Annotated in this window: 22 protein-coding genes and 2 pseudogenes; 10 read left to right on the top strand and 14 right to left on the bottom strand. The window is 60.7% G+C overall.

Translation table 11 applies throughout. The annotated features are described in order from the left end of the window. The first annotated feature begins 130 nt into the window (after positions 1–130). The 4 genes from ACPPVP_RS27655 (at position 131) to ACPPVP_RS27640 (ending at position 5547) form a co-directional block, all read left to right on the top strand. Complete coding sequence (locus ACPPVP_RS27655) at positions 131–1300, top strand: cupin domain-containing protein (RefSeq protein ID WP_426526345.1); 1170 nt, start codon at positions 131–133, stop codon at positions 1298–1300. A 468-nt stretch (positions 1301–1768) separates the two neighbouring features. Continuing rightward, entirely contained in the window at positions 1769–2785 is a 1017-nt protein-coding gene (locus ACPPVP_RS27650; RefSeq protein ID WP_426526343.1) for an alpha/beta hydrolase, read from the top strand. A gap of 132 nt (positions 2786–2917) precedes the next feature. Further along, positions 2918–4867 carry a putative bifunctional diguanylate cyclase/phosphodiesterase gene (locus tag ACPPVP_RS27645; protein WP_426526341.1) on the top strand — a complete coding sequence of 650 codons (1950 nt, stop codon included), beginning with the start codon at positions 2918–2920 and terminating at the stop codon, positions 4865–4867. A 335-nt stretch (positions 4868–5202) separates the two neighbouring features. Then, complete coding sequence (locus tag ACPPVP_RS27640; RefSeq protein WP_426526339.1) at positions 5203–5547, top strand: hypothetical protein; 345 nt, start codon at positions 5203–5205, stop codon at positions 5545–5547. Positions 5548–6136: 589 nt separating this feature from the next. Here the strand turns inward: ACPPVP_RS27640 and fabA are convergent. From fabA to ACPPVP_RS27580, 12 genes and pseudogenes are all read right to left on the bottom strand, one after another. Continuing rightward, positions 6137–6667, bottom strand: a complete 531-nt coding sequence (gene fabA, locus ACPPVP_RS27635) for a bifunctional 3-hydroxydecanoyl-ACP dehydratase/trans-2-decenoyl-ACP isomerase (RefSeq protein ID WP_426526337.1) — start codon at positions 6665–6667, stop codon at positions 6137–6139. Between the two features lie 37 nt (positions 6668–6704). Further along, positions 6705–7325: a TetR/AcrR family transcriptional regulator gene (locus ACPPVP_RS27630; RefSeq protein WP_426526335.1), complete on the bottom strand. Its 621-nt coding sequence runs from the start codon at positions 7323–7325 to the stop codon at positions 6705–6707. A gap of 871 nt (positions 7326–8196) precedes the next feature. After that, positions 8197–8451 (bottom strand): annotated as a pseudogene (locus tag ACPPVP_RS27625) (amino acid permease); the annotation flags it as partial. A gap of 480 nt (positions 8452–8931) precedes the next feature. After that, positions 8932–10377, bottom strand: coding sequence for a GntP family permease (locus tag ACPPVP_RS27620; RefSeq protein WP_426526333.1), 1446 nt, complete (start codon positions 10375–10377; stop codon positions 8932–8934). 105 nt (positions 10378–10482) lie between these two features. Next, on the bottom strand, positions 10483–11499 hold the full coding sequence (gene yut / locus ACPPVP_RS27615; protein ID WP_426526331.1) for an urea transporter: 1017 nt from the start codon (positions 11497–11499) through the stop codon (positions 10483–10485). Positions 11500–11562: 63 nt separating this feature from the next. Continuing rightward, positions 11563–12513, bottom strand: a complete 951-nt coding sequence (locus ACPPVP_RS27610; protein WP_426526329.1) for an urease accessory protein UreD — start codon at positions 12511–12513, stop codon at positions 11563–11565. After that, on the bottom strand, positions 12510–13154 hold the full coding sequence (gene ureG / locus ACPPVP_RS27605) for an urease accessory protein UreG (protein WP_426526327.1): 645 nt from the start codon (positions 13152–13154) through the stop codon (positions 12510–12512). Before ureG ends, ACPPVP_RS27610 begins: the two co-directional genes overlap by 4 nt. Before the next feature lie 18 nt (positions 13155–13172). Then, entirely contained in the window at positions 13173–13892 is a 720-nt protein-coding gene (locus tag ACPPVP_RS27600) for an urease accessory protein UreF (RefSeq protein WP_426526325.1), read from the bottom strand. Then, complete coding sequence (ureE, locus tag ACPPVP_RS27595; RefSeq protein ID WP_426526324.1) at positions 13876–14562, bottom strand: urease accessory protein UreE; 687 nt, start codon at positions 14560–14562, stop codon at positions 13876–13878. Before ureE ends, ACPPVP_RS27600 begins: the two co-directional genes overlap by 17 nt. Before the next feature lie 10 nt (positions 14563–14572). Further along, the gene (locus ACPPVP_RS27590) at positions 14573–16294 is read right to left on the bottom strand and encodes an urease subunit alpha (RefSeq protein ID WP_426526322.1); all 1722 of its coding nucleotides are present in this window, start codon (positions 16292–16294) and stop codon (positions 14573–14575) included. A 43-nt stretch (positions 16295–16337) separates the two neighbouring features. Continuing rightward, the gene (locus ACPPVP_RS27585; protein ID WP_426526320.1) at positions 16338–16775 is read right to left on the bottom strand and encodes an urease subunit beta; all 438 of its coding nucleotides are present in this window, start codon (positions 16773–16775) and stop codon (positions 16338–16340) included. 20 nt (positions 16776–16795) lie between these two features. After that, on the bottom strand, positions 16796–17098 hold the full coding sequence (locus tag ACPPVP_RS27580; RefSeq protein WP_426526318.1) for an urease subunit gamma: 303 nt from the start codon (positions 17096–17098) through the stop codon (positions 16796–16798). 272 nt (positions 17099–17370) lie between these two features. Here ACPPVP_RS27580 and ACPPVP_RS27575 point away from each other — a divergent pair, with 272 nt between their 5' ends. The 6 genes and pseudogenes from ACPPVP_RS27575 (at position 17371) to ACPPVP_RS27550 (ending at position 22999) form a co-directional block, all read left to right on the top strand. Beyond that, positions 17371–18180 carry a hypothetical protein gene (locus ACPPVP_RS27575; RefSeq protein ID WP_426526316.1) on the top strand — a complete coding sequence of 270 codons (810 nt, stop codon included), beginning with the start codon at positions 17371–17373 and terminating at the stop codon, positions 18178–18180. A 331-nt stretch (positions 18181–18511) separates the two neighbouring features. Next, a complete protein-coding gene (locus ACPPVP_RS27570) occupies positions 18512–19138 on the top strand; it encodes a hypothetical protein (RefSeq protein WP_426538094.1) in 627 nt (208 codons plus the stop codon). A gap of 375 nt (positions 19139–19513) precedes the next feature. Beyond that, positions 19514–20227 carry a Bax inhibitor-1/YccA family protein gene (locus ACPPVP_RS27565; protein ID WP_426526314.1) on the top strand — a complete coding sequence of 238 codons (714 nt, stop codon included), beginning with the start codon at positions 19514–19516 and terminating at the stop codon, positions 20225–20227. Between the two features lie 81 nt (positions 20228–20308). After that, a complete protein-coding gene (locus ACPPVP_RS27560; protein ID WP_426526312.1) occupies positions 20309–21013 on the top strand; it encodes a carbonic anhydrase in 705 nt (234 codons plus the stop codon). Positions 21014–21101: 88 nt separating this feature from the next. Next, positions 21102–21416: pseudogene (locus ACPPVP_RS27555) on the top strand (GntP family permease); the annotation flags it as partial. A gap of 104 nt (positions 21417–21520) precedes the next feature. Further along, the gene (locus ACPPVP_RS27550) at positions 21521–22999 is read left to right on the top strand and encodes an alpha/beta hydrolase (RefSeq protein WP_426526310.1); all 1479 of its coding nucleotides are present in this window, start codon (positions 21521–21523) and stop codon (positions 22997–22999) included. A 53-nt stretch (positions 23000–23052) separates the two neighbouring features. Here the strand turns inward: ACPPVP_RS27550 and ACPPVP_RS27545 are convergent, their stop codons facing one another. Both ACPPVP_RS27545 and ACPPVP_RS27540 read right to left on the bottom strand, forming a co-directional pair. Continuing rightward, positions 23053–23502, bottom strand: coding sequence for a DUF992 domain-containing protein (locus tag ACPPVP_RS27545; protein WP_426538093.1), 450 nt, complete (start codon positions 23500–23502; stop codon positions 23053–23055). A gap of 377 nt (positions 23503–23879) precedes the next feature. Next, entirely contained in the window at positions 23880–24104 is a 225-nt protein-coding gene (locus ACPPVP_RS27540; protein ID WP_426526308.1) for a hypothetical protein, read from the bottom strand. Positions 24105–24125 lie beyond the last annotated feature (21 nt).

The following is a 24125-nucleotide window of genomic DNA, read 5'->3' as shown; positions in this document are numbered from 1 at the left end:
GTCCCGTTGGCCGCGAACTCCGGCTTGTGGTCGGCACACCCCGTCGCCAACTTGTGGTGTAGTGGGCACTCCTTCGGCGGTCGCGTGGGCCGCCCCGGAGCATTTTGCTGGCCCGCAAAGGGAGAGCACCATGTCCGATCCGCAACGCCGGGCGTTTCTGGCCGCCGCAGGCATTGCCTCGCTGGCAGCGCTGGGCTCGGCGACACCAGCCGCCGGCGGCGATCCGAGTTTCATGAACAATGTTCCGGACCCGACGCTCGCAGGCAAGGATCTGCCGACCTTCAAATTCGCGCTGGAGAAATCGGACGGCAAGGTAATCGGCAACAGTTACGGCAAGGAGGCAACTGTCGCGCAACTGCCGATCTCCAAGGGGATCGCCGGCGTCTCGATGCGGCTTGAGCCTGGCGCGATGCGCGAGCTGCACTGGCATGCGACCGCAGCGGAGTGGGCGTTCGTTCTCGAGGGGCGCGTCCGTACCACCGTCGTCGATCCAGGCGGCCTCGCCGAGACCAACGATTTCGCCCCCGGCGACGTCTGGTACTTTCCACGCGGCCACGGCCACATGCTGCAATGCCTCGGTGACAAGCCCTGTCATTTCATCCTGATCTTCGACAACGGCTACTTTTCCGAATTCGGCACCTTCAGCATTACCGACTGGGTCGGACATACGCCGCCTGCGCTGCTGGCGAAGAATTTCGGCCTGCCTGAAACAGCGTTCGCGACATTCCCGAAGGAGGAAGTGTATTTCGCGCGAGGGGCACTGCCGCCCGCCGAGCCCTCGGTGCCGCTGCAGGGCTGGAAGCTGCCGCCGGAGACCCACAAATACCGCCTGTTGGAGCAGCCGCCACACGCGACCTATCGCGGCGGCCGGGAATGGCGCGTCGATTCCAGCCGCTTCCCGATTGCGAAGACGATCACTGGCGTCGTGCTCGATCTCGATCCCGGCGCGCTACGGACGCTGCACTGGCATCCGAACGCCGACGAGTGGCAATACGTCGTCGAGGGCGAGGTGAGCGTCACCTTGTTCGGCTCGCACGGCCGCTACCGGATCGAGCGATTGCAGAAGGGCGACGTCGGGTACATCCCGCAAGGCTACGGTCATTCGATCGAGAATGTCGGCAGCAGCGCAGCCCGCATCCTGATCGGGTTCAATGCCGGCGTCTACGAGACCATCGACCTGTCGCAATGGATCGCGGCAAATCCAAAAGACGTGCTCGCCACGAACTTCGGACAGCCGGCGGAAGTTTTTGGAAAATTCCCGGACCGCGACGTGTTCATCGCCGGCAAGGATGGAACCTGATGGGAAAGGGCCGCCAGTCGCGCATCAAAACGTCGACTGATCTCGCGGCCCAATTATGTCTGCGTGCTATTAGACAGATCTAGCGCAGGCGATAGGCATCAAATGCATGGGCCAGGAACACGCCGATGCTGACGAACACGAGGAACGCTGTCACGACTTCGGTCATAGCCTTCCTCCCTGTATTGTCATCCCGACAAGGACCCGCTTGAGAAATTCGCGGTAGATGAAGTTGAGTACTGAGACCAACATGATCTAACCCCGTTCGTTCGATTGGCCTGACGGTAGCGGCTGTTTGTTTCCGGAGCGCTTCGCGCCCGCCAAAAATGGTTTCGTTGCGCGGCCCGCGGATCACGGAATCGCGAGGGAACTGGAACCGCCGATTGCCGACGTCCGCCCTTTTCTCGCCATCCTAATTCAGGAGAGCTGCGGGAGCGCCTTCTGCGAAGGCCATCTTCCCAAAGGTCCTGTGTGATCGTTCGAGATTTGCTGCAAAACGAGACTTTTGCGTCACGCCGCGCGTTCCTGCGCGGGATTGTGTCGTCCACCAGCGTGCTTGCGCTCGGCGGCTGCGCAAGCCTGGGCGCGACGGGTGCGCGTTACGACGCTTCGTCGCTCACGGCGGAGCCGACATTGATCGTCGCCACCACGCGCAAGCCGGTGAACGGCGGGCGGACGAAACCCTGGTTCGGGCCGGAGCGTGCGACAAGGATGACCGTCGCCCGCGCGAAGCTGGTGCCGCCTGACGAGAGCCGTTTCTCGCTCGCCGCAGCCGGACTTGGCGATTGGCGTCTAGATGCGGTTGAGCCCGTATCGGGAGAGGTCAGCGATCTTCTCGCTCAGGGCAGCGGCGACGTCCTGATCTACGTGCACGGTTTCAAGCAGACGTTCGAGACGGCGGCGCTCGACGCCGCGCACCTCGCCGATGGCATCAAATTCCGCGGCCAGACGATGGTCTTCTCCTGGCCGTCCAAAGCGGGGCTGTTCGATTACGCCTACGACCGCGAGAGCGCGATGTGGTCTCGCGACGAGTTCGAACGCGTGCTCCAATCCGTTGTCACGACCCCCGGCACCGCCCGCATTCATATTGTCGCGCACAGCATGGGCACCATGCTGACACTCGAAAGCCTGCGCCAGCTCTATGCGCGATCCGGCGACAGCATTGCGGACAAGATCGGGGCCGTGGTGTTCGCCTCACCTGATATCGACATGGACGTATTCTCGTCGGCGGTTGTCCGCATCGGTCCCGTCGGCCGCAAGATCACCGTCGTCACCGCGACAAACGACCGCGCGCTGGCGCTCTCGGGGCGAATAGCCGGCGGGATGACACGGGTCGGCGCTGCCGAGAAAGCCGCCATCGAGCGGCTCGGGGTGCGCGTCATCGACGCTTCCGACTCGGGCTGGGGCGTCATCAACCACGATTTGTTCCTGTCCAATGCGGAAGTACGGCGGGTGATACGCCGTTCGATCGATACCTCAGCCGCGTAAAGCGCGCCGCCCGAAGCTGTTTTTGCCCGCATTAGCCAGTCGTTAACCAGCCGCGCCACGCCGCCGGCAGCGCATCGATATTTAAGGTATTTGCGCCACGATCCATGAGGTTGGGTCCTTTTTGGCTGCCTCATGAATAATATTGCGAAGTTATTTCGGATCGACGCCGAGAATCACGAATTGATGGGCGCACAGCTTGCTGCGTTTTCGCGGCAAGTCCCGCTGCTCTATTTTATCCTGAGCGTGAATTCGATTGCGTTGGCGTTTACCCATCTGGGCATCGCGCCGCTGAGCCTGACCGTTGGGTTTCCCGGTGTTCTGGTCGGCGCGTGCGCAATCCGTTGCCTGATCTGGCTGCGGCGCCGTGACCGAGTGGTCGAACCGAAGGCCGCCGCCCGCACCTTGCGGGCGACGGTGGTGTTGGGCGGCGTACTCGGATTTGCGTTCCTGGCGTGGGCGCTGAGCCTGTTTCCGTATGGCGACACCTCCCGCCACGGCCACATCCTGTTCTTCGTCGGCATCACAGTCGTCAGCTGCATCTTCTGCCTGATGCATGTGCGCCCGGCAGCATTGACCCTGACCGGCACCGTGATCGCACCGTTCGTGGTTTTTCTGCTTGCAAGCGGTGATGTGGTTCATATCGCCATTGGATTGAACCTGTTCCTGGTTACGGTCGCGATGATCTACATCCTGATCATCTGTTCCAGGCAGTTCGCCGCCATGGTCAATGGCCAGGTGGAGACCAGGCGTCTCAGCAACGAGAACTTCCTTCTCGCCAATGTCGACAGCCTCACCGATCTGCCCAACCGGCGCCAGTTCTTTCACCGGCTGTCGGTCCTCTCAGAACAGGCGAGAACGGCGAACCACAGGTTCGTCGTCGGCGTGCTCGATCTCGACGGCTTCAAGGCGGTCAACGACCTCTACGGACATGGGGTCGGCGATCGGGTGTTGATGGAGACCGGTCAGCGGCTGCTGGAGCTTTCCGATGACACGCAATTCATCGCGCGTCTCGGCGGCGACGAGTTTGGAATCATCGTCGATGCGGGTCTCGATCCCGAGGCCATTCTCGCGGTCGGCGCAAAAGTCTGCTCCGTTTTCGACGCGCCGTTTTCCGTCGCCGGGATCGTCGCCAAGATCGGCGGCTCGATCGGATTTGCGCTGGCGCCGGATGCCGGCACGACGGCGGAACTGCTCTACGAGCGCGCCGACTACGCGCTCTACCACGCCAAGGCGAGATACCGTGGCCAGCCGGTGATCTTCTCCAGGGAGCACGAAGTCGAAATCCGCAAGCTCAGCACCATCGAACACACGTTGCGGCGGATCGATCTCGACGCAGAACTATCGCTGCACTTTCAGCCGATCGTCAATGTCGAGACGGCGCGGCTGGTCGGCTTCGAAGCGCTCGCGCGATGGCATAATCCCGAGCTCGGCAATGTCCCTCCTGACGTCTTCATCTCGGTCGCGGAGCGCACCGAATTGATCGGGACGATCACGCAGGTCCTGTTGCGCAAGGCGCTGGCCGCAGCCCGCGCCTGGCCGGAAGACATCTTCCTGTCCTTCAATCTGTCGATGCGCGACCTGATCTCGCAAGTCACCATCCTGCAGATCGTGGCGCTCATCGAAAGCAGCGGAATCGATCCCCGTCGCATCATCATGGAGGTCACCGAGACGGCGTTGATGCAGGATTACGAGCGGGTGCAGGATTCGCTCAGGATCTTGCGATCGATGGGATTGAAGGTAGCGCTGGACGATTTTGGATCGGGGCAGTCCAGCCTGAGCTATGTCCATCAATTGTCGCTGGACAAGATCAAGATCGACCGCGGCTTCATTCGCAATATCGCGACGCAGGAGAATGCCCGCAACATCGTCAAGACGGTGATCGACCTGTGCCGCAACCTGAAATTCGATTGCGTGGTCGAAGGTGTGGAAACGGCAGAGCAGGTCGAGATCATCGGCCGTCTCGGTTGCTCGACGATGCAGGGATATTTCTTTGCGAGGCCGATGCCGCAAAGCGAGGTCGCGACCTTCATCGCCAACTACCGCATGCCGGATACTCCGCGAATGGTCGCTGCGGCCGGGTGAGGTTTGACCAACGCCTGATGCCGCAGCGCCGTTGCCGTTCAGTGCAACGGACTAGCGCCGCAACAATGATGGCTACAGCCTGTCGCAGACGAACGGCTGTCGCAAATTCACCACGCCGTCACCCATAATGTCGCCAAATTGACGGAACACTTATTCGTTGCCGGCACGGTGGTGCCTGGTCTCGCCTCGAACTGCTCAACGCTTGAACTGCTCAACGTCCGCAACGCCGACCGGTTGTCGGCGCGCGACGCTTTGCGACTCGATCGGGGGCACGGGCGACGCCGGGCGCTTGCCGGCGATCCGAATTATTCAGTTGCTACAGGGGAATGAGAGTCATGCGTCACGCAACATCGAAGGCCGTGGCAGGTTCGAGCGCGAACCGCCGACAGCTGCTGTCACTTGCGGCGGGCATAGCCTTGCTCGCGGGCGTCACCACGGCCCACGCACAGAGCACGGGGATCGCCGCCTGTGACGACTTCCTGACCAAATATGATGCTTGCGTCGGCTCCAAGGTCCCCGAGGCTCAGCGCGCGATGTACAAGACGCAGATCGACCAGACGCGCAAGGCGTGGGTCGACCTGGCCAAGAATCCGTCGGCGAAGGCGACCATGGAGGCGACCTGCAAGCAGACCCTGGATGCGACGAAGGCCTCGCTCACGGCCTATGGCTGCTCGTTCTAACCGGCGTCCGCGCCACTGAAGAGCAGTGGCGCCGAGCGCCATTCCTTGACGGCGAGCGGGGCAAGGCGGGAGGAACAGCCCACAATACCGGCGAGGGGCTGTTCCGGAACTTTGGCTGAATGACGTGCGCAGCGCCGGCGCACGGTTCACGATCAAGCGGCGCGCCGGCAAGGCGCGGTCTGCAAACCCCTCTCTATCTCTATTAACCTCTTGTTAACCATAACGGCCCAGCATTGTTTGATTACGGAGAGTCGCCGCGGACCTCGGTCCAAAGGCGCGATTGATAGTTCATCTTGGGGGCGAGCCATGGCTCGCGGGGCTCCAAGGAGTAATGTCATGACGTCATCTGGCGTACGACACCACGTGAGTCTGCTTTCCGAGTTCGTTCTGGCGATTTTCGGTGCGCTTGGTTTGGGTATCCCGATTGCGGTTGCGATCATCTGGATTTGTTCCTGATCGATCTGCCGCGTGGGTTCTGACGGCGCTCGTCGGTGAGGGGCGTGGCGGACCACGGTCGATGAGGATCGGCGCTGTTCGTTCGCGGCACTTCCATGCTGCCGCAGCACTGCGCATGGCAGGCTACCGCATCTCAGATGGCGGACGCTATCATTCCGACTCTCATATCCCTGGCGAGATACACGCATGCGTCGTCGGCAAACACGCGGCCATCAGCAATTCCAACAGCCAGTTTGCCGCGCCTTACCTGGCGCATGCTGATCTCGTAGCGCACGCGCTTGATGTCCGGCTTGACGTCTCCCCGGAACTTGACCTCGCCGACGCCGACGGCGCGGCCCTTGCCGGGCGAGCCCGACCAGCCAAGCCAATAGCCGACGATCTGCCACATCGCGTCGAGGCCCAGACATCCCGGCATCACCGGGTCGCCGAGAAAGTGACAGTCAAAAAACCAGAGGCGAGGGGTGATATCCAGTTCAGCGATGGCGTGACCCTTGCCGTATTCGCCGCCGTCCAGGCTGATCTCGGTAATACGGTCGATCATCAGCATGGGCGGTGCCGGCAACTGGGCATTGCCCGGGCCGAAATAGCCGCCTTCGCCCGATCTGAGCAGCTCTTCCTTTGTGTAGGACGATTGCGGAGCGTGAAAATCGCGAGGGTTGGACACGGCGACTCCTTCGGCGTTGGCAGGCGGTTGCGCGACGTCAGGCGACTTCGTCGCGACCGGTTTTTTCGATACCGGAGCCCGCCGTCAGACGCAGCGCTCCGGCCATAAATGCCCAAATTTCATCCGTCAGTTTTTCCAGATCGGGTCGCTCGTCGCTCATCAAAGCGCCGATCAGGGCCTGGCGAATTCCGCCGATCATCAGCGCAATGGTGAGATGTGGATCGATGTGATCGGGAACGAAGCCGTCACGCTGCGCCGCCTCGAGCATGCGGGCGCCACCGGCGAGCTGCTTGGTGGTGAAAGCCCGCTCGACATCGAGGACTTCCGGCGCCCGGCTCAAGGCGCCGATGACAAGGGGAGCGAAGGGGTGGTCGTAGTGGAAGGCGATATAGCAGGCTATTCGCCGCCTTTCCCTGTTCGCCCAGCTTTCCAGGGGCGGGCACGCGTCATTAAACACCTCTGCATCGAGGCGGCTGTAGAACGCTTCAACAACGGCGGCGATCAGGCCTGCCTTCGATCCAAAGTGGTGATAGGCCAGCCCGACCGAAACCCGCGCCCGCTTGGCGACGGCCTGCATTTCCAGATGCCCATGACTCCAGATGAGCTCTTCCTGGGCCGCCCGGACCAATTTTTCCCGTGTCGCGATCGCTATGGTCATTTGGTTCGGATCCGAATTGAATTCAATTCAATAACGGTCTCCGACATTGGACTCAAGTCAAAACCTTTAACTTTCCTCAGGCGGTGGCTCGCTACAGCCCACCTTGGCTTTCCGCAGGGGGACGGTGAGCGTGCGCTCTGGCTGTCGCGACACGCGGCCTTCAGCTTCCGCGTTTGGGTGGCCTACGCCTGATGCGTGCCGTCTTCATCAAAGCCTGTAGGCAGACCAACGCATTCGGCACCTAAAAGCCCGCGAAAATAGCGGGTTTTGGCCCGGAGGTTCTTTCCGCACGCGTTTGTCGACCCCGAGATCAACTGCACCACACGCAAGGTCCACGAGAGTGCCATGCGGACCTTTCAAGAGCGGGTTCGCGCCCAACTTCGTTCCTCCAATGAGCTCATAGGCACGACGAGCCTCCGCATCCTCCATCGAGCAGCGAGCGTTCGTCCACCTGACAGGATCAACTACCAAACGCTTGGTGAGGAGGAGCCAGATGATCCCGGCTCACCATTACCTTGCTAAGAAGAGGCACGGCGTTCAATCGATCCGGCGCTATTGACTGCTACCCCCGGTTTTCTTGAGCTTGGCTTTTCCTTTTGAACTGGGGGCGGGTTGCGCAGGCTGCTCGGCCCCCAGGGGGTGCGAGGGAATCTGAAGGCGATTCGTACGGACATCGTCCCGAAGCGCATCGGTGTCCAACCTCGTACCACGCTCGACGGAGTCGCGCTGCGCCGAAGCTGCGGACGCCGCGCACAAGAACACGGGTACTGGGCGAGCGCCTGTGTCGGCAACGTATCCTACTGGATCCTGATCAAGTCCACGCTCGGCGCACTCTTCCCCGCCCTGGGTCAGGGCAACACGCTGATTAGGGTCCGAACCCGGCTCGCGCATAGGCGTAAACTCCCGCGTCGAGATCAGGCTTGCGATTGGCGAGGGTCTGGAATACGAGCCCCAGCATGAGCATGCCGGCGCCGGCTATGCTCCAGGCAATGAGCGCCCCGAAGATGCCGGTGGCCTGCGCAAAGTTGCGCGGGATCGAGAACACGCCAGCTCCGACCATACCGCCGACTACCATGGCCGTTAAGGTCCACAGCGGCAGTTTTTGTTGGCCTGCATCGGTGCTCATAGTGGAGTCTATGTGCACCTCCAGGATGCCACGCGACATCAGGTGATCACCCCAGTTGAAGAGGAGGAATCACCCTTGCCGCAATCGAGCCCCGAACGGAATACGGCCGCGAGGTAGGGAATATCTCATCGGCTGCTGCAGCCGCGAGATTGGCCGGCAATGAATCGACAGGCGATTTATTTTGTCGGCGGCAATGCCGTTTCTTTGGACGGTTGGGTACGAACTCGCCGACTGCCAAAGTGCGGATGCCTTCCACCGTGATGACGCCAGGAGCGATGCTTGTGCGGGGTCATATTCGTATTCGGTGCGGCACTCTTTGGCGCAGACGCCTTTTGGTCATTCGATTGGGCCACCGACAGATTTTGAGGCACTGCAACGGCCGTCAATGCGCCGATAATCAGGGCGCTGCATACAAATCGGATATTCATGCTCGCCTCCTTGTGTTGCGGCAATCTGCCAAAGTCGCGATAGCCTCTGTCGTCAAAACGATCCGAACAGCGTGCCCAGGACCAGGACAGCGGCAAGTGCAATGATGCAGGTGACGATCACGGTCATCACCATATCGAGATAGCTCTCGCGGTGAGTCAGTCCGCTGATCTGAAACAGCAGCAGCACCGTGCCATTGTGTGGCAGGGCATCGAGCGTACCAGCGCCAATCGTGGTCACCCGATGCATCAGTTCGGGATTGATGCCGTGCTCGGCGGCGAGCCGCAAGAAGGTGTCGCCGAGTATATTGAGCACGATTGCCATTCCCCCGGAGGCGGTACCGGTAAGCGCAGCGAGCGCGTTCACGGCGATCGTGAGAGAGATAAGGGGGCCTCCGCCAACCGCGAGTAGCGCGTCACGTACGTCCGCGAACGCGGGCAGCGCGGCAATGACAGCACCAAAGCCGACGAGACTGGCAATCATCAGGATTGGCATGACGGAGGAAGCGGCGCCGGCATCCAAACTTTCCCGCAACGCCGGGAAACGCCTGAAGTTGAGGACAATGACGGTCAGGGTCGCAGTCGCGAGCGCAATAACAACCGACCAGACGCCGGCCACCGCTCCGATCGTGGTCTCGCCCCACACCTCTTTGGCCAAGAACGAAAAATCCAGCCGTGGGAGGACGACTAGCGACATCAGGAAGTTAGTACAGATGACTACAACCAGCGGCAATGCGGCAATCACAAAGGGGGGTAGGCTAGCACTGTGCTTGCCATGCTGAAATTCAGCTGGATCAAAATCGCCGGCAGCTGACGCCTGCATACGAACGGTCTCGTCGATGGCGGGAGACACCTCCAAATTGCGATCATAGCCCTCGCCGGCCCTGCGCGCGGCAGCTTCTGCACGGCGGAGCCACCACATGCCGATAACAAAAATGATGATCGAAGCGATGATACCCAGACCCGGCGCCGCGAAGGTGGTTGTGCCGAAGTACGGCATCGGAATGGCATTGTTGACAGACGGCGTTCCTGGCATTGCCGACATCGTGAAGGTGAACGCCCCGAGACCGATGGTCGCCGGCATCAAGCGGCGCGGGATGTTCGCAGCCTGGAACATCTCTTTCGCCATGGGGACCAACACGAAAAAGGCAACAAAGACGCTGACGCCGCCGTAGGTAACCGCTGCCGAAGCCAGCACCACTGAGAGCATCGTGCGGCGTGTTCCCAACCGTTCAGTCAGAAAACGCGCGATAGAGGTGATCGAACCGCTGTCGTCCATCAGCTTGCCGAACAACCCGCCAAGCAGGAACATCGGAAACCACTGCGTAACGAATCGGCCAGCACCGGGCATAAAGGTCTGCGTCCAATGAGCGAGAAGCGGCTCACCCGAAATCGCAGCGGCCAGCATGGCAGCCACCGGCGCCACCATGAGTACACTCCACCCTCGATAGGCAAGCCACATCAGCAGAGCGAGCCCGAGCAGTATCCCGACGAGTCCCATGGTTCAGTCCTCCACCACCAACAACTTGAAATCCATGCGATGACGTCCGGGTTCGTCCGGGAGTGTCAGAAGACTTGGGTCAGACATGGGGGCTTCCACAAAGAGTTAGGTCGTGCGCGCTGTCGCGGTATCGTCCGTTGCAGCCGACGCCGGCTCGAAACACTGGCGTGGAAGAAGGAAGATCCATGTGACGAGCACGAAAGGCGCGGTAAGCGCAGGGATGGCGAGGGGCGTCAAGGCAACGTTCAACGCCGCTTGTGCGATGACCGTAAACAGCGTGCCCAGCATCGCATAGATCGCAACCCGCCAGCTCGGTCGATAGAACACGGCGCCCAGCGCGATCGCCGTCAGAACCGGGCTGAAGCCGAGAAGACCGCCGGTGATCAGTTCGCTTTCGGCCCCGAAAAGATGAGCCGTCAGAACGGCGAGTATCGCGCCCGCGAGCGCGAATGCGGCGGCAGCCAACGAGTTCACGGCCAGGCCAACGAGCAGCAGAACGCCGGCTACGCCGCTCCCTTTCAGGAAGACCTGTGAGATGCTTTGAAGCACGCCTTGGAGTAGGTCGATGAGCTTGAGCGGACTAGCCTCATAGTGTTGAAAGGCGGTGACAACGTTGCCGGAAGGTAGTGCGGCCCCTGTGAGACCGGAAAATCCATACGTGGCCAACAGAAGGAGCCAGGTCGTGAGCACGAACGGAAACGTGAGGCTGGATACCCCCCAGGGCTTAAGGGCGTTGACAGTCCCAAGCATCGCGATGACCGAAACTGACGCCCCCAGCACCACATAGACCCACAAGAGTGCGTTCGGAGCTAGAAATGTCGCCAACGCAAGTCCGACAAGGACGCCGTTGTACCCATAGAGCCCGGCATGGAGCGACTCGCTATCAGCGTTAAGCCATTGGGCCGTCAGGTTTGCCACGACGACAGCGAGGACGCCGGCAATTGCCACTCGGGGGACGCCGGCCGCATATGAACCCCAGGCGATCGCGGCCAGAAAGAGAAGCCCGGTTAGCGGGTTGTTCTGAAACATGACTTGCCCGATGCTGCGCAAATTGATGTCCAGGAACCGCACCATGCCTGACGACGCAGAGAGGCTTTCCCACTTTGCCAGGATCTGTTCCACTGTTGCCTCCTCGAACGTGTCGACGTCAGCCGTTGGAGATCACCTGTTGGCACCGTCGATCCGCTAGCGCCATAGATAGGGCGGAGGTAGCGCGGCGCCGGTGACCTCCTGACGTACCACGCCCCAGAACTCGCGAACTTTGGCCTTCACCTGCGCGGTTTCGCGGCCCAACACCTTGAAGATCAGGCCGGCATCATTGGGCAGACGACAAGCGCCGAACGCTACGCCCTCCGCAAGGTTCACCGCCGCTACCGCACGCTCGTGGATCCGGTCTGCCTTGTCCTTCGGGGTACACAGGATCACGTTGGCGAAGACGTCAAAGGAGTCCATAACACCTGTTTGCCGCATCACATATCGCTGCGGCTCGATTACCAGCTTCTCTGCGAACAAGGAGCGGCCATCGGGCCGCACCGCTGCCGTTGATATCGACAATACGGTTGCTCCGAAGCACTCGTCCGGATGATGGTGCTTTCGGCCGGGTTGAATGATTTCCGAAAGGAGTAATGTGGCGGAGGGGGCGACGCAGATTTGTGTGTCGCTGATAAACCGTGCGTGCCGGTGCGGGATCACGGGTTCGGGAAGGAACTCCAGGTATGCATCATCGGCAAGTGCAATGGTTTGGCTTTGCGCCGCATAATTGGCCTCCATCGCATGGATCTTGGTTGCCGACTGGGAGGTGAGGTGCGCTTGCGCGCGCGGACGAAGGGTGATGTCCAGTGCGAGCCTGTCTCCCTGCAGCAGACAGCCCGTCGTGGTGATCAAGAAAACGTAGGCCAGGCCCGGCATTTGTTCGTCGCAATGCAACGCGCGCTGCACCATGTAGGGAGAACGGCGTTCCAGGTCTGCCAGGATCGTTTTGCCGGAGCGGTATTCGAACCCCAGGCGGAGGAAACCGGTCTTGCCCACAGTGCCGCTGCTCATCTGCGGCGGCTCATCCTGGAACGAGGCGAATTCCGGCATCGATGCGCCGAGCGCTTCAGCGCGTGCCCAGGGAGGGAAGGGCGCCGGTATCATGCCGAACGCCGTGCGCGCGGATTGATATCGAACAGGAACTCCCGCTCGATCAGCGCGACCAGCTCCGGAATACCTTCTCCCGTCTTGCAGTTCGTGAACAGGAATGGCTTTCTACCGCGCATCATCTGCGAGTCCTGCTTCATTACCTCAAGGCTGGCCCCGACATGGGGAGCTAGATCTGTCTTGTTAATCACCAGGATGTCGGAATAGGTGATTCCGGGCCCGTTCTTGCGAGGAATCTTGTCGCCCGCGGCGACGTCGATTACATAGATGAAGTAGTCCACCAGCGCCGGCGAAAAGGTGAGCGTCAGATTATCGCCTCCGCTTTCGATCAGCACGACGTCGGTATCCGGAAAGCGCTGTTCCATATCCTCGACCGCGGCGAGGTTCATGCTTGGGTCTTCGCGCACCGCGGTATGAGGGCAGGCACCTGTCTCGACTCCGAGAATGCGTTCCGGGAGCAGAACACCCTTGAGGGTACGCTGAACGTGCTTGGCGTCTTCGGTCGTGACCACGTCATTGGTGATGATGAGCACCTTGATGCCGAGGTCGAGGAAACGCGGCGTAATGGCTTCCACGATCGCGGTCTTGCCTGACCCGACCGGTCCGCCGATGCCGATGCGCGTGATATTCTTCGACATCTAAGGCTCCCTTCAACATCAGTTCATGAACAGGCGGACATGCGCGCTGGTATGGACAGCGGCCAGAATTTCCGTCAACGGGGCAAAGCCCGCCATGTCCGACAGCCGCGCCGCCGCTGCGGCCTCGTACATCCGTTCCGTCTGCCCTGTAAGTTCGTAGAGAATCTTCTGCGTCTCGATGTGGCTGACTTTCATCAACCGCAAGGCCGCGCCAAGGATCGTTGTCCCAACGCCATACTGGTGCACGACAAACGCCTGGTTGGCAGGCAGATCCTGCACGGCAAAATTGATAGCCAGGGCTATCGGATAGCAACCGGGGGTAACGGACTTTTCAATGCATTCACGCCAGGTGCGAAGCAACGGCGCGCCCGCCACCTCCACACCCATCTCCGTGAACTTCTTGCCCGTGCGAACCGACATTGTCCGCGCTTCGTCGGAAAGCTTGCGCGCATACACCTGCGCGTCGATCCGGGTGAGGGTATTGACGTCGCCGGCAGTCGCCGCGCGATGCGCGGCGATCAGCGCGATGCAGTCACCGCGCGCTGCCTGCTCCAACGCGGTGCGCGCGAACGCTCGAAGCGTTTCCGCATTGGTGACGACACCTTCCTGAATGGCGGATTCTAGGCCGGAAGAAAACGCGAACGCGCCAATGGGAAACATCGAGTCGCCGAACTGCAGCATCCGCGAGAGAAATGCGGTGCTACCCGACGCATCAACGCCATCATTCTCGATGGTCATGCGCAGAACCGGCCGTTACCGGCGAGGTTTGTCCCTGAGTTACCGGGTGCGTGTGCAGACGTGTCGGCGGATGTCCGTGTACGCGTCCGCTCTCGGACTCAAGACCAGCATAACTCTCGTGCGTATGGGAGTGCACCGGTCCTTCCGCGCCACCGAAGAGCCGCCGCGATTCATGTGGAGCGAGATAGGGAATAACGTCCCGGCCGGGTACGAACTCGTAGCGAATTCCCTCAAAGCGGTGCGTATTCATCACGGACGCCATCACCTTGCGATCCACGGTGAGCGGGACATAGACGACTGTATCCTTGACCAATGCCGGCCAATGCTGATTGCCCATTGCATGTCCCAGTTCTACGCATGTACGCATTGCCACTTTGGGCGCGACGCTCATCAACTCGTCCAGGTGCACGATCATCACATCACGCAGCTCGATTCGCGCGACAACCGCCGAGCGCGCCTGGGCATCCCAGAGCAATACGTCTCCATCGTGGATATGGGTGTTGCGGTCGATTGAGACCGCGATCTCCACACCCTTTGCAGTCGTCTTGCGGAAGCGGCTCTTCTGCGCTTCCCACTGGTCGATCTCCAGCAAGTCCGTGTTCGCGGCAGACAAGCGCTCCGCCCATTCGCGATCGCCGATGTTGCCCAGAACGGTCTTGATGAGGATCATGGAAAGCGCCTCAACTGAAGAAATACTTCTGGTTTAGCGAGACCGTGGTCAATGGCTGCACGGTCGCGTGTTGGCCGTCGACGGTCACGGCGAACGTTTCCGGACTGACTTCGATCTTCGGGGTCCCAGCATTTCTGACCATATCGCGCTTGCCGATGTTGCGCACGTTTCGCACCGGCATCACCTGCCGGCGAAGCCCCAGTCGCTCCTTGACACCGGCGGCATGAGCGACGCCGGACACGAATGTGATGCAATTGGCCGCCAGCGCGTCGCCATAGGCCCCGAACATGGGCCGATAGTAGGTGGGCTGTGGCGTCGGCAGCGATGCGTTTGGATCGCCCATTACCGCCCAACTGATAAAGCCGTTCTTGATGATGAGCTTGGGCTTGGCGCCGAAGAACGCCGGCTCCCACAGCACGAGGTCGGCGATCTTGCCGACTTCGACCGAACCCAGCACGTCGGCAATACCGTGCGTGATCGCCGGGTTGATGGTGATCTTCGCCACGTAGCGCAGCACCCGGAAGTTGTCGTTGCCGGGCGTATCCTCCGGCAGCTTGCCACGCCCGGTCTTCATCGCATCGGCGGTCTGAATGCAACGCAGCCAGCATTCCCCGATACGTCCCATGGCCTGCGAATCGCTTGAGAACATCGAGATGACGCCGAGATCCTGAAGGACGTTCTCCGCGGCGATGGTTTCAGCGCGAATGCGGCTCTCGGTGAACGCAACATCCGACGGGATATCGGGGCTGAGGTGATGACACACCATGATCATGTCATAGAGCTCCGCCTGCGAATTGATGCCGTAGGGGAGGGTTGGGTTGGTCGAAGATGGCAAGACGTTGGGAAGGCCCGCGATCTTGATGATGTCGGGCGCATGGCCGCCGCCGGACCCTTCGGTATGAAACGAATGGACCGTCCGCCCCTCAAACGCCTCGATCGAATCGTCCACGAATCCGGATTCGTTCAGCGTGTCGGTATGGATGCACACTTGAGTGTCGGTCTCGTCTGCAACTGTCAGCGCGGACCGAAGCACCGCCGGAGTGGTGCCCCAGTCTTCGTGACATTTCACGCCGACTGCGCCCGCCTCGATCTGTTCAACCAGGGCCGCCTTGCCGTGCCCGTGCCCCTTGCCGAGGATGCCGACATTGAGCGGCCAGTTTTCGAACGCGCGTAACATCATGCGGATGTTTCCGGGACCCGACGTCACCGTCGTCGCGTAGGAGCCGTCCGAAGGACCGGTGCCGCCACCGATCAATGTCGTGGTGCCGTTTGAGAGCGCTGCCTGCGCCTGCTGCGGAGAGATGAAATGAATGTGTGTGTCGATCCCGGCGGCGGTCAGGATCAGATGCGAGCCCGAGATGGCATCGGTAGCCAGGCCAATCTCGAGGCCCGGTGTAACCCGATCCATCGTTTGCGGATTGCCGGCCTTGCCGATCGCGCTGATACGGCCGTCCCTGATCCCCACGTCCGCTTTCACCACGCCCAGCACCGCGTCGATCACGGTCACGTTGGTGATCACGAGGTCAGGAGCACCGCCCGCCCGCGTCACCTGATTGTCCATGCCCATGCCCTCACGCATGCTCTTGCCACCGCCGAAGACGAGCTCGTCGCCGTAGCCGCCGCGTAGATCGCGCTCTATTTCGACAAACAAGCCCGTATCGCCCAATCGAATGCGATCACCGGTCGTCGGACCGAAGAGGCCGACATATTCTTGCCGAGACATGGTAGGCATAGTGGCCTCATTCAATATTTGTCTTTCGTCGCGACCGCGCGTCTTATGTCGAGCGGAAGCCTCGCTTCGCCGCCGCCGCCACCGCCCTGGATTTGACCGTGGCGGCGTCCTGGCCTGCGGTCGGACCATCAACGAGATTGTTGAAACCATAGACGGCGCGTTTGCCGCCGTAGGGAACGAGTTGAACCTCGCGTTCGTCACCCGGCTCGAACCGCGTTGCGGTCGATGATGGAATGTTCAGGCGCAGCCCGAAGGCCGCTGCGCGATCGAATTCCAGCGCGCGATTGACTTCGAAGAAATGGAAGTGCGATCCGACCTGAATCGGGCGGTCGCCTGCATTGCGTACCTTAAGCGTCGTCACCGGACGATCGGCATCGAATGTGACCGGCGCCGAACTGCACACGTAACCGCCGACCGGCACGTCCTTTGTCGCCGGGTCGACATTTGCGGCAACAGCGGGGCCCACTTTTGGTCCAGCCATGTTGGCCTCCTGTCAGGCACTCACTGGATCGGCGTGTGCACCGTCACCAGGCGGCTGCCGTCGGTGAACACCGCCTCGATCTGCACCATTGGAACGAGATCAGCGACGCCCTCCATCACGTCAGCCTTGGTCAGTGCGGTACGCGCCTCCTTGGTTACGTCTTCGATGGTTTTTCCGGCACGTGCGCCATCAAGAGCGACGGCTGAGATAACAGCGACGGCTTCGGGATAATTGAGCTTGAGGCCCTGGGCCCTTCGTTTTAACGCGACATCTGCCATCATGTAGACGAGCAGCTTGTCGAATTCTCTCGGAGTGAGCTGCATGCAATCCTCCGGCCCTGGCTGCTTGCTTTACTTGGGGAAAGCGGGAGCAGATTGAGCTAATTGGCTGTCGGTTGCATGGAACGGTCGTCAGAATTTCCATGCAACGGCAGCTACCAACAGTAGGTGCCCGACAACCGGACGTGTCAATCAGGGTTTTCCCCCGGCCTTCTATCGGTATTGCCCTGATGGACCCGCCGTCTTGGGCGGAGGTATCGTTTTGGGTTATCCGCGCGAAAAGTCCTTGGCTTCGATGCCATTCTGAAACGTGCGCAATGACCGAAGCCGCCCTGAACGTCCTGTCCTTTCTGTTTCTCGGCTTCTTCCTCGGGATGCGGCATGCAACCGACGCCGACCACGTGGTCGCCATTGCAACGATCGTCAGCCGCGAGCGCAGCGTGGTGGGCTCGGCTCTGATCGGCGCCGCCTGGGGCGTCGGGCACACCGTCACGGTCATGGCGGTCGGCGCGGCAATCATCGTGTTCGGGGTCGTCATTCCGCCGCGTCTCGGGATGTCGATGGAATTTGCCGTCGGCATCATGCTCGTCCTGCTCGGCGTTCTCACCTTGACCGGCAGCCGCGCGGACGGCGCGGCCCATGCCCATGTTCCCGACGTCCACGATCACCTCCATGCGCACGGCGACTATCTGCACCGGCACCTGCACGGTCATGGCCCTGGCGCGCACGGGCATGCCGACGAGCAGACGCCGCTGGCGCGGCTCGACTGCGGGTTCGGTCGGATCGCGCTCTATGGCTGGCTGCGACCCTTCGTGGTCGGCCTCGTGCACGGCCTGGCAGGGTCGGCCGCCGTCGCCCTGATGATCCTGTCCGTCATCCGCGAAACGGTGGCCGCGCTGGGGTATCTGCTGCTGTTCGGGCTCGGGACGATCGTCGGAATGATGCTGATCACGCTGATCCTGTCGGCGCCGTTTACTTTCACGGCTGTCAATCTGCCGAAATTCAATTGGCGGCTCCGCGTGGCGTCGGGCTTGGTCAGCTTCGCCTTCGGTGTGGTCCTGATCTACGGCATCGGTTTTGCCGAAGGCGGCCTGTTCACCGACGCGCCGATCTGGGAACCCCATTGACCCAGCGCTCGGCTCGGAGGCAGCGCCCAAGCCTGGTCCACACCGGTTGACCGCCGGGATACCGAGGCGGCAGCGTTGTCTTTCAGGGTAATTCCAGGTCTGTACTAAGGTGATCATCTGATGTCGCGCGATGCGGCCGTAGCGCAGTTTCACGGAAATATCGCCGGAGCGGCGCGGAAACACGCTTGCAGACTTACGGCTGCAATAAATATCTCTCTGGCAAGAACGCCGATCCCGTCACGACGTCGCTGAGCCAGCAAGTAATCTCAATGGCATCACCAATGGAGAGCGGAATAGCGACTGGCGGGCGGATAGTGCGATTAAATTGCTCATGAATGAACTTGATGCGTCGTCAGATCACATTCAGGATCACAGCGCCGGCTGGTTCAGCCTGGTTCGCCGCCAGCTGCCTTTTCTCGCCATACTCGCGCTGGCAATCGGAGGCGTGGCATATACCAACATTTCGAAGCGGCCTCTCGTCGGTTATTGGGAGTTTTTGGCCATCGCGATGGGTCTCGTATGCGTCATTACCCAATGGTCGGAACTCGAGGACAAGCAGGCTCGGGTTCGACTGATCTGGACTCAGGCGCTGCATTGGTTGGCTGTTCTCGTGACGATGAACATCATGCTGTTTTCGGGCGTGCAGCAGGTGCTGCCTACGCTCGCCACCGGTCTCGTCCTCCTCATATTGCTCGCGCTAGGCACGTTCCTCGCCGGCGTCCACCTGGTGTCGCTTCAAATCGGCTTTCTCGGCGTTGCATTGGCGCTGGCGGTTCCGGTGATCTCGTGGGTCAAGCAATCCGCACTGTTTTTGATTCTGGCTGTGGTATTCTTTGCCGGGCTCGCCATGGCGTTCTGGTCATATTGGGGCGATACGCATCCAGTGAAGCCCGAGCGCCGGACGGCCGCATTCCCCGATCAGGCAAAGGCCATGACGGGAGGGAGCCCCAATGATTAAGGCAGAGAAAAGGTCATGAAGCGCCTCATTGCGGTAGCCGGTGTAGGGATCGTGGTTGTATGCGCGGCGTTTGCCGCTGCCGCGAAACCCGGCGCTTCCACTGAGCGCATTCCGAGAATGGTCACCGATGCTGTCAGGGACGATGTCCGTACCGCGGCCGTGGGCGATACTTCTGCCAAGAATGCCAGCCCGCAAAGGTCGCATAGAGTCCGCAGCCGACGGCGGCCACACATGACTGCGTTGCCGCGAGGGAAGAGCGAGCGAAATATTCGGCTGCGCCAGCAACAACAGAAATCCGATTGATCGGCAGATTAGGCTTATGGGCTTCGATGAGAAGCGCGCTGGCGGGTCGTCGGAATCAGGGAGGAACAAGCCATGTCGGATTATGATCGAAATGCAGGCGCGCCCGGTCTTCCCGCCGACAGCGCCATCGCGATAGACGCCGGCCTGCGCGCCTACATGCTGCGCGTGTACAACTACATGGCCGCGGGTGTTGGCCTCACCGGCGTTGTCGCGTTCTTGACCTATCAGTTCACCGGCCCTGAATTGCTTCAGAGTCCGCTGATGTGGGTGTTGATGCTGGCCCCGCTGGGGCTTGTATTTTATATCAGCGCACGGATCAACACGATGTCAGCGGAAGCTGCGCGAGGGTGGTTTTTCCTCTATGCGGCCCTGGTCGGGATTTCATTGTCGACCATCTTTCACATCTATACGCAATCCTCGATCACGCGGGTGTTCTTTATCTCGGCGGCGGCCTTCGGCGCGCTCAGCATCTGGGGTTACACCACCCAGCGAAACCTGTCGGGATTTGGAACCTTCCTGTTCATGGGTCTGATCGGCATCATTATCGCGAGCCTGGTCAATCTGTTCCTGAGATCGAGCGGGCTGGACTGGATGATTTCCATCATCGGCGTCGGCGTCTTTGCGGGCCTCACGGCCTACGATACCCAGCGGATCAAGGGAATGTACGACCGCGGCGATGACGCCACTTTGGCGGGCCGCAAGGCCGTGATGGGCGCGCTTTCGCTCTACCTCAACTTCATCAACCTTTTCATGATGCTGCTGCGTCTGATGGGCGGGCGCCGCTAAAGCGTGCGGTTTTGGAAGCGCGGAGCGAATGGAGACGGGGAGAGCAATTCGGATTAATGAAAACGCGGAAGGAGCAATCTTATGTGCGGTTCTTGTTCGCAAGCAAGCCCCAGCCGTCGGTCACTGTTGCTAGGGGGCGCTGCCCTCGCAACAATTCCTCTCGTCGGGCGTGTCGCTCAAGCTCAGCCCGTGTCGGCCGCCGACACGCCGGATGCAGCGTTGAAACTATTGACTGAGGGCAACGAGCGTTACGTGGCGAACCAGCCGCGCGAACGGGATTTTTCTGCTGGACGCGCGAGCCGCGCGCTTGGTCAGGCTCCCTTTGCAGCAATTTTAGGCTGCGCAGATTCCCGGATCGCGCCCGAGCTGGCGTTTGATCAAGGACCAGGAGATTTGTTTGTTGTTCGCGTTGCGGGCAATTTCGTAACGACCGAGGGTCTTGCGAGCTTGGAGTTTGGCGCGGCAGTGCTCGGCACCAAGTTGATCATGGTGCTCGGCCACAGCAGTTGTGGCGCGGTCAATGCCACCGTAGCGGCACTTCAGAAAGGCAACGATCTGCCCGGGCACATCGCGGATCTGGTGCGGGCTATGAAACCGGGTATCGAAGGCGAAATCAAGCAAGCCGGGCCGGATCTTGAGCAGCGCGCCGTTGTCGCGAACGTACGCCATAACGTGAAGCGGCTGGAACAGGCAACCCCGATTCTGGCGGAGATGGTGGCCAAGAAGACGCTTCGCGTGGTCGGTGGGGTATATGATCTTCCTACGGGGAAGGTCGCTTTGGTTTAGTTTCGGATACCGAGCGAGTTGAACCAACGCGCGCGCGCCGGGCTCTACAAAATCAGCAGCGGCCGGCCTTGGCGCTCGCAATAGGCCGGTGGCAACCAACATACTCGCCGCCCTGACCGGTTCGGCCTCGGGTGGCATGACGATCGCGCTCGAGGCGCTCGACGAAACCTGTATGCGCATCGCGGCGGAGCAGGGCATAGATCTCGCGTTGATGCACCGGGCGGCCGCAATTGGCTCCGGTACCCTCGACAGCTTGCCGCATGATAATGCTGTCGTGACGCTCCTCGCCGTTTGTGGCTCGACGCATCGCGAAAGTTATCTCGATATCGTCATGGTCGGGATTGTCAGCGCGCTCATCGCCCTCTTGGCGGTCATTGCCCTGGGCTCGATGTTTGGCTCCTTCCAAGATACTGCAAGCGCAAGTGCGAGGCAGATGGGGCCGCAGAACATTTCCTGTTGCTCAGTAGCGGTCTTTCACAGCATCATCGCCGTTGGAGAGTTTCGGTCATGCGGACGAAAGCATTCAGATTTGTGAAAATCACCGCGGCATTACTCAGCGTGTCCCTGCTGACGTTCCTTGCCGTCCGCATCTACGATACACAGAGGGGATTGCCACTCGAACCTTGGCACACTCATGTTCCGCACGAACTGAGCAGGGAAAAGCTCGATGCGGCCAATTGGACGGAATATCTGGCGGCTGAGGCCGGGATCTTTGACGACGTCCAGCGCGAGGTCTCCCAGAAGCTCGATGCGGCCGGTCGTGTCCCAGCCAATCGGTATTTTGAGGGCAGTCCGGTCTATCCGGGGCACTTCGCGCAGGATTTTAATCGGTCCTTTGTGCTCGAGCCAAAGGGAAAGCCGGTCGGTGCCGTCGTGCTTCTGCATGGCCTGACGGATTCCCCCTACAGTCAGCGCCATATCGCAGGTTTCTATCGTGATCGCGGCTTTGTGGCCGTCGTGCCGAGGATGCCGGCGCATGGCACGGTTCCGGCCGCACTGACCGATGTCGAGTGGGAAGATTGGATGGCGGCGACGCGGCTCGCGGTGCGCGAAGCACGCAGACGCACCGAGCCATCCACGCCGTTGCATCTGGTGGGCTTCTCCAATGGCGGCGCGCTGGCCTTGATGTATGCGCTCGATTCCATCGGCGACAAAAATTTGTCTCGGCCAGACCGTCTTGTGTTGATTTCGCCGATGGTCGGTATCACACGCATCGCACGCTACGCCGGCCTGGCGGGCTTGCCGGCGATTTTGCCCGCCTTCGCCAAGGCAGCGTGGCTCGGCATCGTGCCTGAGTTCAATCCGTTCAAATACAATTCATTTCCTGTTAACGGCGCGCGCCAATCCTATCGTTTGACTCGAGATCTGCAGGCGCGGATCGCTCGCTATGCTCGTGACGGCAAACTGGGACAGTTGCCGCCGATCCTCACGTTTCAATCGCTGATCGATTTCACAGTGAGCACGCGGGCCATCGTATCGGCCCTTTATGTGCAGCTTCCTGAGAACGGCCACGAGTTGGTGCTGTTCGATGTTAATCGCACGGCCAAGTTCGGTCCTTTGCTCCGCTCCAGCGCCGACACCGCACTGGCGCGCATTGTGCCGAGCGCCCCGCGAAAGTATCGTCTTACTATCATCACCAATTCCGATGGCGAAAGTGACGATGTGATCGAGCGCGTTACCGAGGCCGGCAGCAATGTCGAGAAGTTGCGTCCGCTCGGGTTATCGTATCCGCGGGGATTCTATTCACTGTCGCACGTCGCGTTGCCGTTTCCGGTCAGCGACTCTCTATATGGGGCCGAGCCCGACCCGTCTGAGAACTTTGGAGAGAATCTCGGCACCCTGGCGCCGCGAGGCGAGCGCAACGTCTTGATCGCCAGCCTCGACTCGTTGATGCGGGCATCGTCAAACCCGTTCTTCCCGTATATGACCGACCGGATGGGCGAGGGCATTCCCGCCGTGGCAAGCGGCGTCCGGCCAATTCAATAGGTGATCCGACCAGCATTCTTGCGGCTAGACCAACGCCCAAAGCCTGGCACCCGTCATCGGAGTACGAGATTCGCTACGCCCAACGCCACATTAAGTCCGATCTGGCCTTCGACCGACAACGGCTGCAACGTTATCGTGCGGCGGGATCCACCGATCAGTACCTTGGCGCCTAGACCCAGGCCTAAAGCAACGTTGCCGCTGGCGCCGACGTAGCTTCCTCTTAGCGTGCCTCGGCCGATTTGGCTGTTTCGGGCAAAAACAGCCCAGAACAGCGTTCCCCCTCTTGTCACACCGATATCGACGCCAAGGCGCCTGATCGTGCCTGTGTAAACGTATTGTTGTCCCGTTGCGCTCGCAACGAAAACACATCGCATATCCTGCCGCGAGCCAAGGACCAGTCCGACCCTCGGGCCGGTGCTGCATGTCAACCCGCCGACTCGAAAAGGCGGTCGCGCTTGCGCGCTTGGCGCAGCGAAAAGAACGGCCAGGAATGCACATACCATCGCCCGCCCGCGAATACTGGATATTGCGGCCCCTGCCAACAAAGCCGGACGACCGACCGCGGAGATGGACTGGAAAGTGAAATCGCGCGCCGCGTGCCGCTGTCGTGCGCAATCAATCTGCATGATGGGGTACTCACAGGAACCGCAATCAGGAACTGCCAAAAGGCGACCTGCCATATGATGCCGATGCCTTGCGCACGAGTTGATAGGAAAAAACCCTGACGTGGGCGGATGAATCCCCCGATTGATCGACAAGGCGATTTGAATTCAGATGAGGGGAGGTTCGACGCACCTCGATACAAAAGGTGCTGCATAACTCGAAGCGTTGTAATGATCCGAGCGACTTCATCCAACAAATGTTGTGGCTTCCGCAGCGCTCAAAAAAAGCATTCGGACAAGGAAGAACCCTCATGGCAGCAATGAGTCGCCGTGCCATTGTCACGAATATCCTGCCTGGTGCCGTCGTTGCGATTGCCGGTGTCGGGACAATCGGTTGGGCTGTCGCGCCGGAAGTCGCGGATGCTGTGCCATTGGCCATCGCCAGGAGAAATAACTTCAAGGTCGATGACCTGGTGGAAAAGGCCCAGGTAGTCGTTGTTCATCCGAGTCGTCGTCGCGGTCGC

It is taken from the genome of Bradyrhizobium sp. McL0615 (genome assembly GCF_049993905.1).
GTDB lineage: Bacteria > Pseudomonadota > Alphaproteobacteria > Rhizobiales > Xanthobacteraceae > Bradyrhizobium.
Note: the sequence above shows the minus strand (reverse complement) of the source record. Positions and strands in the feature narration are given on the sequence as shown.